Raw genomic sequence first — 10,226 nt, 5'->3', positions numbered from 1 at the left:
AGAAAAATCAGGGTTTTTTGCAAATAATCAATGCAAGAGCAAGGAACGCCCCGATGCATGTGGGCAGTCCGAGAGGGGTTGCCTGTGTCCGGGTCGTTTCTGCCGTTGCAGGATTTTCCGGGGAAACAAGCTCCTTGTTATACGTGATGACGTCGGCTAAGGAATCTACCCCCGGGACGGATTTGGGGAAATTGGTGAAGACAACCCGCTCAGCCGGGATGCCCCGGTCCTTTAAGGCTTCTTCGACTCCTTTTGCCATTTCGCCCGACTGCATGTTCTCGATAATATACCGGACATCTTCGTATTTTGATGTATTTGCGGCGATGTCGTCCACCAGCTTCGCAACGGTGAACTTGCCGCCCTGATAGAACTCGGGACCATAGATATTGACAACGTTCAGCCCCAGCCAGTTTTCAGCGGCTTCTCTCTGCCACACGATTACGATTACTTTCTGTCCTGCAATCGTCTCTGCCTCATCCTGGGTGAGATCGACCGAGTCAATCAGGGAATGATACTCTTCCGAGCGCTCTTCGTAGTACGCTGCGTTTTCGGGATCGGCCTCGAGAAGCCAGGCGGTTATCTCATCAGCAAGCAGGTGAGCGCTGTCGGGGATGGCCCATGGCATGGAAGGATTCCGCATCGTCTTCCACTCAACCTCGCCATAGGAGTTCGCGTCCATGAATTCCTCGATATATGGCATCACATGCGGATTGTCCACCGAGAAGTTATGGGCAACAAAGAGGTCGGCTTCACTGATAAAATCCCGTTCGAGCTGGATTCTGTTGTTGATGATCTCCCCCTGCATATGCGGGCAGACGGTAGGATCAGCAATGTAAATAGCCTCCACGTGCTCTCCCCCGATAAACTGGATCGGTTCCCAGAGGACGCTTGTGGTCGAAACCACCTTCAGATCAGCGGATGCAGGTCCGACAACAAGCGCGCAGATCGCAATTCCCAGAATAATCCCGTGCAGTAGTGTAATTCTCCCCATAATTAGAATATAGTAATACCGGGTTATTAATTTTTATTAATTGGTATTCTTCTTTTCGGGGAAATGACTACAGCCAGTGCGAACAGGATGGTCAGGAGTATCGCAGTAAGCGGACCGACCGGCAGGGAATATGCAAGTCCCATCCAGGCGCCTGCTACGCTGGTGCCTGCCGCAATAATGGGGGCGGCAATGAAAAAATCACGGACCGTGTGAAAAAACTGATAAGCAATCGCCGCCGGTGTGATCAGCCATACGTACAGGAGCAGCCCCCCCACAATATTCAGACTCAGGGCCACCGTGATGGCAATCATGGCAAGAATACCGTAATAAATCGGTTTCACCCTGATCCCCGATGCTTCTGCTATTTTTTTATTGAAAATAATCGCTTTGATTTCCTTGAGGAAAAAGAACACAAAAAGAACCGCAGCGAAGGAAATTGCAGCAAGTGCATAGATTTCCTCGCGATAAAGGGATATCACATCGCCGAACAGAAGGCCGCTTGCTGAAAAACCCATCCCCAGATACTGCATATAGACAATGAAAAAAATGGCGATGGCCATCAGCATCCCGAAGAGAACCCCCATCGTGGTATCTGCAGGCATTCGTGCATGGTCGCTGAGGGGGCCGAGCAGAAAGGCAATAGCAATGCTTGCGATGATGGCCGCCGGGGTGACTCCCACGCCAAGGAACATTCCGATGGCTGCCCCGGCAAATGCGGCATGTGACATCGTAAACCCGATCGCCGAAATATTGAGCTGGGTGATGATCACCCCGAGAACCGCACACGCAACTGATGAAAAAAGCATCGCTTCGACGGCATGGCAGAGAATGTTGTTGGTGATGATGAATTCAAGCATGGGTTGCCACCCGGCATACCGTGCGCACATGCTCTTCCACGTCGCAGGCCTGGCACATCTCATCAAGACAAATGCATCCGTCGTTCAAAGCCACGATTCTCAACAGGTAATCCGGAAGGCCGTCAAATGCATGGGAGACCATGACAACGGTGCATCCTGATTTTACGGTATCGACAAGGACATTGCTGATAAAATCCCGGGAGCAGAGATCGAGATTGCTGAACGGTTCATCGAGAAGCAGGATTTCCGGATTCCGCACGAGACTCTGGGCAATGAGCACTTTCTGCTGCTGGCCTCCACTGAGTTTTCCGATCGGCCGGGATCCGAGATCCTCGATGCCCAGGCGATGCAGCGCAGCAGCAACCGCGCCATGATCTTTTTCGTCAGGGCGTTTCAGCCATCCGAGAAGTCCGTAGCGTCCCATCAGTACCACCTGTTCCACAGAAAATGGCGTCAGGGGATCAAAGGCGAAATTCTGGATGACATATCCCACCTTTTTTCTCACGTCATTTCCCCGACGGGAGACATCAAGGCCGCAGACCGTAGCCCTTCCGTGGGTGAGAGGGAGCATTCCGTTGATTGATTCGAGAAGCGTCGTCTTCCCCGCTCCGTTCGGCCCCCCGACAATGACGAACTCGCCCTTCCCGATCCGCAGGGATGCATCCTTTATGATGGGCCGGTCGGCTCCTTCATAGGAAGTATATACCCCTTCCAGATCGATGACCGGATCTGCGGTTACCGTTGTCATGCGCGTCTCCGTTCCTAGATTCCGTATATCTCAAAGAGGTCGCCATCATCGAGGTAATACATCCGTTCTGCCAGTTTCTCGATTGCCAGTGCATAGTCTGCCTGGTCGCGTGGCGGAGTCGGATAGGGCCTGGGCACGAACACAATCTCTTTCCCGTCGTGTGAGAACACGCATTTCAGCTGGTCGCCGGCCACAATCTCGATGTTACGTTTCCCCAGTGTGCATCCGCTTCCCAGCTGAACGCCGTCGACAATGCAGGACTCCGGAGGTGTTCCGGAACAATGGACCGCAGCCCTGATCTGGAACGGATCCGAACAGACATGATCTCGCACAAATCGGCCGATCCGGTACCCGAGGACGATGTAGGGGCCGAGGTGACCGTGAAATGCCGCAAGATCCTCGATAGAGTACCTTTTATCGGCATTGAAATGGCGGCAGTGGGGATGGTTGTGCATAGCACCTGTTGATTTGGATATTATAAAAAATATAATCTTTGTTACCAGATGTGACAATTAAAAAAAGAAATATTACTAAAAATGTCGGGAAAATATATTTTTAATACTATATCTGCAAAAGCACATCTTCCCTGGAAAAGACAGCGATGCGGCAATCCGCCGACGAAATGCGTCTGTCTCCAGTGTGGCTGCCGGGCCGGCACGACTCCCGGGTGGCTGCGCTCCGTTTGCTTACGACCCTTCAGCTTCGCTGTCAACAATCGCGGAAATATTCACGTTTATGTCAGTCTGTTCGATTGAAAACGCCCTGCTCACCGAAGCGGTCCGGCGTCCGGCTTCTTCCATAGCGAGCACGATCACACGAACCGCATCCTCAAATCCTCCGTTCTTCCAGTTCTTCCTGATAATTTCGTTCGCGATCTTTTTCGTGATGTCATTTCCGAGGACGACGAAAGCGCTTCCCTCTTTCTTCTGCACGATCACCATGCGGCCTCCTTCGAAATCGGCGATTGCATACTGCCCGGCTACCGCGTAGATACGGCGGCGCGAAACCGTCCCTCTCTCGAATTTGGAGACCTCCCCGGTGAGGATGCCGTCATCCCGCCGTATAACCTTGCTCTTGTCATCGCGCACGGAGATCCGGACCCCGATCTCAGCGGCCCGTTTTTCGAGATCGGCGTCGGTGACAATGCGGCCGTCATAGAGCTCGGATTCCAGCTCCCGCCTCCGGGCTTCATCCCCCCGGAAGAGGATCTCACGCATGTCGCCGGCGACGGCCGCCCCGTTCTTTCCGACAAACGCCATCACGAGTGTCATGACCGCACATCCCCTGTCCCACAGGTCTGCCCCGCACCGGTTCTATCTCTCACGGCCTCGGGGCACAGGTTCGGCAGTGGCAGCCGGAAGAAGATACTGCTCATGACTTTGGTAAGAATTGATCAGCGAGGACCCGCGATGATCCGTCCCGGAATATGGCGATGACTGTTATCCGCTGCCGGGAGGTGTCTGAGAGAACCCCTTCTAATCTCACCCATTCATCAACCAGCGGATCCTGCATCGTAACGGTACGCGTTTCACCTCCATCGGGGGTGATGGTGATGTCCAGTGAAGTAACCTCTTCCGGCCCTATCTTTGGGATTCCCAGGATAGTTTTATCGCAGAATTTATCGTAATGTATTAAAATAAGCATATCCTGGCCATCTGATTTTACAACGCCCGAGTACACCACGCCGGGCACGCCGGAATTGATTTCTATGAATATGATAAACGCCATCGCCACACAGGCTACGATGACTGCACCGGCTACCAGATACCAGTATTTCTTCTCCATTGTGAGGAAATTTGAGAGCTTTGCCTTAATTATATATTCTGCTCAGAGCACCGTGCCTGCGGGACATACGAGCTCGCAGATCCTGCAGGGGACATGGGGACTTTTCTTCCCGCCGCCCTGTTTCCGGGCGGATTGCTCCTTTTCGGTGTTCAGGCGTGCCGCGCACCGTTCCCGGGAGTAGTGGCCCCCTGAAAATGCATGCTGGGGGCACTGTGCCTTGCAGGGGCGGTCGCATGTGTCGCAGAGAGGAGTTTCCTGCTTCTGCAGGGCGGGCGGTTCCGTATCGATATCGACCCATAACGCCCGGAACCTGACTCTCGGGCCGAAATCCGGTGTAATGACAAGATTATTTTCTCCGATGTATCCGATGCCCGCGAGAACAGCCGCATCCTTGAGATAAATGCCGCCGTCGGAAATCTGATAGGGGATTTCTGCTGCCGCGATGCCGAATTCCTCCTTCAGCCACACGATGAGTTCCCGTATGATCCTCCGGAGCATGCGATCTCCCGGCGTGCTTCGCCCCTCCTCCCACCAGTCCATCCCGGGCTTTTCCGGATCATGATACAGCCCGAGTACAACGATTGTACCCGAAAATGTCTGAAATCCCTGCGGCCCTGCCGCCTGGGCCGACGGGCAGTCGCGGAGGAGTTCCGCAGGAACATACCCTGCCACGCTCGCACCGCGCGTACGAGCTTTCTGTAACAGATATTTCATAATCTGCTGTTCGCCGGTCATGACTACCATGAGTAATTCCCGGGAGATATAAAAAGGCAATCCGAACGGGGATGCATTTATCTTCACGGGTGCCGACGGGGAGACGACGATACGGTGACATGCGATCTCATGCATGGATGTGATCCTCTATGGCAGCCATTGGAAAGGAATTTATGAAAAAGACAGAGTTTGAATATCTTGCCCCCTCCGACCAGATGCAGGGAGTTCCCCACCCCCTGCTGGAAGTGCCGTATGACTTCGGCGGTGCAATCGTTCCGCTCCCTCCCCCGTCCTCCATCACCGTTCATCCTCTCGACCTCCGCACGGCAATCGAGCAGCGGCGAAGTGTCCGGCAGTACGCGCAAGAACCCATCACTCTTGCGGAACTGGCATTTCTCCTCTGGTGCACACAGGGGGTGAAGGAGACGGTGCAGGGGCAGTTCACTTTCAGGACGGTGCCCTCGGCCGGAGCCCGGCATGCACTGGAGACCTATCTTCTGGCAAACAACGTTGAGGGCCTGAAACCCGGCATCTACCGGTACCTGGCGCTGGAACACCGGCTGGCCGAAATACCTGCCGATCCCGATGTTGCAGAGAAAATTGCGGCGGCGTGCGTGAACCAGCAGTTCATCAAAAACAACGGCGCCACTTTTTTCTGGACCGCGGCGGCGTACCGGATGACATGGCGGTACGGGGAGCGGGGATACCGGTATCTGCACATTGATGCGGGCCACGCCTGCCAGAACCTCTACCTCGCAGCCCCGGCTGTGGGGTGCGGTGTCTGCGCCGTCGGCGCATTTCATGATGCGGACATGAATGCGCTTCTCAGGCTCGACGGTGAAGAGCAGTTCCTTCTGTATCTTGCGGCGGTTGGAAAAACGGAATAATTTTTATGATTTTTCTCCGGGGCGGCCCCACACGCTGTTCCGTCGCCGGGAGGAGATATTCGGAACCCACCCGGCGGGGCTCTCCGGTTCCGAACGTCGGGCGGGTGAAAAAAATCAGATGTGATGCCTGCCCAGAAAGTACACGCCGACACAGATGACACATATCGAGACGGCCATTGCCAGCATGTCGATGGACGTCGAAAATTCCATCGAAAGAATCCTCTGGAAGAAGCTGACAATCAGGACCATGATGATAACCTTGATAATCTTGTTCTTGAGATCGTCGAGCGTGGAAACCTCAAGGATGTTGCTGAGCCCCTCATCCGACCGTGCGATATCAAGCTCGGAGATGAAGAGTTCGTAAATGCCGAAACTGAAGATCAGGAGCACGAGGCCGATCAGATAAAAATCGATTGCTCCGATAATCGTGATCAGGATGCTTTCATGCGTGAGGTGGCTCTCCCGGATAAGGAGGTATTCCCGGAGAATGTCAAATATTTCCAGTGATCCGGCAAAAAACAAAACGATTGCGCTTAATGCTCCGAAAATCACGCCCAAAAGGACGATATACCGTGAATTCCAGAGAACCCGTTCAAAAAGGGACTCGATCACCGTCTGATCCCGGCAGCCGCCGGCGGCGTCCTCTCTTTCAGGCGTTACCATACTGCTGTTCCCCCTCCCCGTATACAAATAACTGTGTCGGGCCGGTATTAACACCTATTCACCGGCCGCTGGTTACCGGGGGTACTCACTCTTCAAGGAGCTTTCGTTCGTCCGCCAGTACCTGCCGGATGGAAATATGCTGGGGGCAGAGATCCTCGCATATGCCACAGTCCCGACAGCGGGCTGCATCCCCGCCGGAACGCGAAAAAACGCGGTATACGAACCGTGCGGTCTCTCTGTCATCATACATATAGGCATCGTTATAGATGGCAAGACATGCCGGAATGTCAACACCCGAGGGGCATGGCATGCAATACCCGCATTGCGTGCAGGGGACTTTGGTCCTTTTCCGGTAGAGCGATCTGATCTCGTCATAAACAGCCAATTCCCGGTCCGTGAGCGTATTCGGGCGCCCGGAATCGGCGTAAAGGATGTTCTGGCGCACCTGTTCCTGCGTGCTCATACCGCTGAGGACAACGGTAACTTCCGGATGATCCCACACCCACCGGAGCCCCCATTCCGCCGCCGTCCCGTGAAATCCCGATTCGGACCGGATTCTGTCGGCCCCGGCAAGGGGCTTCGCGAGCAGTCCTCCCCTGAGCGGCTCCATCACGACAACGCCGAGTCCCTGTTCCGCCGCGTACCGGAGGCCGGCGGTCCCGGCCTGATACGCCGTATCCATAAAATTGAACTGGATCTGGCAGAATGTCCAGTCGTAGGAGTCGACGATTCTCCGGAATACACGCTCCGAATCATGGAATGAAAAACCGGCATGGCAAATCCTGCCGTCGTCAAGGGCGCAGTCCAGAAATTCCGTGACACCGAGATCCTGCATTTTTTCCCACAATCTCCGCCCGAGGCCGTGGAGCAGGTAGAAATCGATATGGTCTGTCCTGAGCCGTGCAAGCTGTTCATCGAGATACCGGTCCATATCCTCCCGCGATTCGATCTTCCAGACGGGGAGTTTTGTTGCGATGCTGACCCGTTCGCGATACCCCTCCCGGAGTGCCCTCCCGAGAAACGGTTCGCTCTCCCCGTTGTGGTAGGTATACCCCGTGTCGAAATAATTGACACCGTTGTCGATCGCATAACGCACCATGGAGGTCGCCGTTTCCTCATCGATGCGGCCGTCGGGCGTCTCCGGGAGCCGCATGCATCCGAATCCAAGAATGGATAGCATTCGGCCGGATTTTTTCAGTCTTCTTCGGAGCATCGGGATATCCCCGTCATTACCGTCCGGCGGTGCACCGCCGAAGGCAGACGCTCAGATACTTCATCTGGTTTGCTGCCGTGCAGGGGTTTCAGAGCAGCTGCCTGCCCGCTTCGTCGCCCGGCGCACAGGTAAACACACCGGTGATCTTCAGCACCACGAGTGATTTCGCGGGAAACCTCTCGGAGATTGCTTTTACCCGTGCCCGCATGGTCTCATAATCCGGGCCCGATGCGACGATGCTGGCATCACCTTTGATCTGGAGGCATCCGTTCGTCTCAGGGCCCCAGACATAGATGGCGGCACGCGGGTTTTCGATCATGTTGGCGAGGCTTTTTTTCATGTAATTGTCGGCAATCCAGATCGTCCGGTCATCAGCGAGCCAGACCGATTTCATCGGGGCGACGTTCGGCTCCCCGGCTCGTGATGCCGTCGCAAGCGGGTAGACGGAGGCCTTCTGAAACATCTCTTTCATCTCATCGGTGAGTTCAGCCATGAATGATCACCACAGCGATTGGAGCGCAGCATATATTATTCGCATGGTTCCATGTGCCGGTACTTTCGAATCATGGCAATCATTAGTAGTGCAGGACGCTAACAGGAATATCATGAGCACTCGTCTTCGGGGAGAACCGTCCGAGTCCTTTGTGAAGGATATGATGCTCCTGATGGCGGAGAATCTGACCCGGATTACCGGGTCCCTTGCCGGTGCCGGGATCGAGGCGTTCGTAACCGAAATTCTCCGGGCCCGCCGCGTTTTCACACTCGGTCTCGGGCGGTCGGGGCTTGTGGCAAGCGCATTTGCGATGAGGCTGATCCATCTGGGGATCCCCACCTTTGTTGTGGGTGAGAGCATTCTGCCCGATATCCGAAAATACGGTTTGGATGGTGACGTGGTGGTTGTCTTTTCCCGTTCCGGGGGAACAGGAATTGCAGCTGATTATGCGGCGGATGCGAAAAATACGGGCGGCGCCCGAATATGCCTGATCACGGGCAAGGCGGACTCTCCCGTCGGAGAGATTGCCGACTGCATCATTCACTTCCCGTGTGATCTGTTTCTCCGGCGGTGCGCAGACGAAGGCTGCACCCTTTTTGCACCTCTCGGCACTTTTTTTGAGACTGCCGCGTGGATATTTGCCGACGCCGTGGTGTCACAGCTGATGGAAGCAAAGGGTATTGATGCCGATGAAATGTGGGATATCCATGCGAACCTGATGGGACTGTATATGCTGCCCCGGAAATAGCAGGCGCCGCCGCCTCGTTATCGCATCCCGTCTCCGGACCCGGGCCGCCGCACCCCCGGAGTATAACGGAAAACAAGGATTTTTGTAAAAAGAAACCGGAAGGGATCGGGTATGAGAAACGCCTGCCCGGAAGAGGAGTGCCCCGGACCCGGGGAGGGTCCCTCCTTTTCCCGTGCAGGTTCTTCGCCATGACAGCGGGATACGGTGTTTTCGTGGATATTTCCCGAATTTTCGATTTCCCGTATCCCGCTGCCATGAATAGGTCGGGGGGCGGGCACAAGCACCCGTTTATTGCCTTCACCGGGACAGAAACCTGTTCCCTGTCAGGGCATGCCCGAGCCTGTGCAACCATCGCATCGCACGTCAGAATTTCTTCTTGGGCTGCGGCTGCTTCTGTTTTTTCTGCTGTTTTTCCTTTGTCTGTTCAACCATTGAATCCACCTCCCGCCTTAAATGGCTAAAGTGGATGTATCAGTGTTCAGGTCATAAACCTTTCCGGAGTATCTCAGAAAACACCGTTTTCCGTGTGTTTTAAGGCTGTATTCACGGCGTAATCCCTCCTCCCGCCCTGTCCCGCGCACCGGGGAGCGTGTCGGCGGAAAACGGACGGTGCTTCCGGCGGCGATTGTGGCTGCGGCACACCCGGACGGCATCACGGGGGACTGATCCGCCGTCACTCATCCTGAAACTTACATCTCTCCGCTATCCCACAAACTCCGGTTCGGCGGGATGCACATAAAAATGAAAATCGATCTGCACGGGTATGGTTCGGAAAAAAAGGAAGGATTATTTCATGGAATATTTCTCAATGAGTTCCTCCCAGTAGGGATCGTTCATCAGCTTTCCAAGTCCTTCGTTCAGTGAATTTAAGAGTTCCGTGTCCTCCTGTCTCACCGCGATGCCGAACTGTTCATTGGTCTCGACGAATCCGGCTTTGTTGATGTCCTTCCCTTCAATAATATCGTTCATCACCGTGCTGTCATACATAACCGCATCGATGCGTCCCGTCTCAAGATCGGTGACTGCAAGCGGCGTGTTATCATAGAGTTTGAGGTTCTCTTCGGGCATAACGCCCTTTTCAACGAGGTTATCTACAATCCACATCGCTGCGGTACAGCCGCGCTGGG

Annotated in this window: 13 protein-coding genes and 1 pseudogene; 2 read left to right on the top strand and 12 right to left on the bottom strand. The window is 54.6% G+C overall.

What is annotated here, in order from left to right; translation table 11 throughout:
• Window positions 1-7: 7 nt before the first annotated feature.
• The 7 genes from APR53_04715 to APR53_04685 form a co-directional block, all read right to left on the bottom strand.
• On the bottom strand, window positions 8-991 hold the full coding sequence (locus tag APR53_04715) for a metal ABC transporter substrate-binding protein (GenBank protein KQC03712.1): 984 nt from the start codon (window positions 989-991) through the stop codon (window positions 8-10).
• Window positions 992-1,017: 26 nt separating this feature from the next.
• On the bottom strand, window positions 1,018-1,848 hold the full coding sequence (locus tag APR53_04710; GenBank protein ID KQC03711.1) for an iron ABC transporter: 831 nt from the start codon (window positions 1,846-1,848) through the stop codon (window positions 1,018-1,020).
• A complete protein-coding gene (locus APR53_04705) occupies window positions 1,841-2,596 on the bottom strand; it encodes an ABC transporter (protein KQC03710.1) in 756 nt (251 codons plus the stop codon). The genes APR53_04710 and APR53_04705 overlap by 8 nt, the downstream gene beginning before the upstream one ends.
• 14 nt (window positions 2,597-2,610) lie before the next feature.
• On the bottom strand, window positions 2,611-3,051 hold the full coding sequence (locus APR53_04700; protein KQC03709.1) for a formylmethanofuran dehydrogenase: 441 nt from the start codon (window positions 3,049-3,051) through the stop codon (window positions 2,611-2,613).
• Window positions 3,052-3,282: 231 nt separating this feature from the next.
• Window positions 3,283-3,867 (bottom strand): hypothetical protein, encoded by a 585-nt coding sequence (locus APR53_04695; protein KQC03708.1) that lies wholly within the window; start codon window positions 3,865-3,867, stop codon window positions 3,283-3,285.
• 100 nt (window positions 3,868-3,967) lie between these two features.
• A complete protein-coding gene (locus APR53_04690) occupies window positions 3,968-4,381 on the bottom strand; it encodes a hypothetical protein (GenBank protein KQC03707.1) in 414 nt (137 codons plus the stop codon).
• Between the two features lie 42 nt (window positions 4,382-4,423).
• On the bottom strand, window positions 4,424-5,116 hold the full coding sequence (locus APR53_04685) for a hypothetical protein (GenBank protein KQC03713.1): 693 nt from the start codon (window positions 5,114-5,116) through the stop codon (window positions 4,424-4,426).
• 128 nt (window positions 5,117-5,244) lie between these two features.
• On the opposite strand from APR53_04685, the gene APR53_04680 reads away from it, so the two are divergent.
• A complete protein-coding gene (locus APR53_04680; protein KQC03706.1) occupies window positions 5,245-5,982 on the top strand; it encodes a nitroreductase in 738 nt (245 codons plus the stop codon).
• A gap of 114 nt (window positions 5,983-6,096) precedes the next feature.
• Here the strand turns inward: APR53_04680 and APR53_04675 are convergent, their stop codons facing one another.
• The 3 genes from APR53_04675 to APR53_04665 all read right to left on the bottom strand — a co-directional run bounded on the left by APR53_04675 (window position 6,097) and on the right by APR53_04665 (window position 8,351).
• Window positions 6,097-6,645, bottom strand: coding sequence for a hypothetical protein (locus APR53_04675; protein ID KQC03705.1), 549 nt, complete (start codon window positions 6,643-6,645; stop codon window positions 6,097-6,099).
• Between the two features lie 85 nt (window positions 6,646-6,730).
• On the bottom strand, window positions 6,731-7,858 hold the full coding sequence (locus tag APR53_04670) for an aldo/keto reductase (protein KQC03704.1): 1,128 nt from the start codon (window positions 7,856-7,858) through the stop codon (window positions 6,731-6,733).
• Window positions 7,859-7,946: 88 nt separating this feature from the next.
• Window positions 7,947-8,351: a pyridoxamine 5-phosphate oxidase gene (locus tag APR53_04665; GenBank protein ID KQC03703.1), complete on the bottom strand. Its 405-nt coding sequence runs from the start codon at window positions 8,349-8,351 to the stop codon at window positions 7,947-7,949.
• A gap of 112 nt (window positions 8,352-8,463) precedes the next feature.
• Between APR53_04665 and APR53_04660 the strand changes: the two genes are divergently transcribed.
• Complete coding sequence (locus tag APR53_04660; protein ID KQC03702.1) at window positions 8,464-9,099, top strand: hypothetical protein; 636 nt, start codon at window positions 8,464-8,466, stop codon at window positions 9,097-9,099.
• A gap of 17 nt (window positions 9,100-9,116) precedes the next feature.
• On the opposite strand, the gene APR53_04655 is transcribed toward APR53_04660, so the two are convergent.
• Window positions 9,117-9,383, bottom strand: coding sequence for a hypothetical protein (locus tag APR53_04655; protein ID KQC03701.1), 267 nt, complete (start codon window positions 9,381-9,383; stop codon window positions 9,117-9,119).
• A gap of 502 nt (window positions 9,384-9,885) precedes the next feature.
• Window positions 9,886-10,226, bottom strand: a pseudogene (locus APR53_04650).

It is taken from the genome of Methanoculleus sp. SDB (assembly GCA_001412355.1).
Lineage (GTDB): Archaea > Halobacteriota > Methanomicrobia > Methanomicrobiales > Methanomicrobiaceae > LKUD01.
This window is presented reverse-complemented; position numbering and strand designations above follow the sequence as displayed.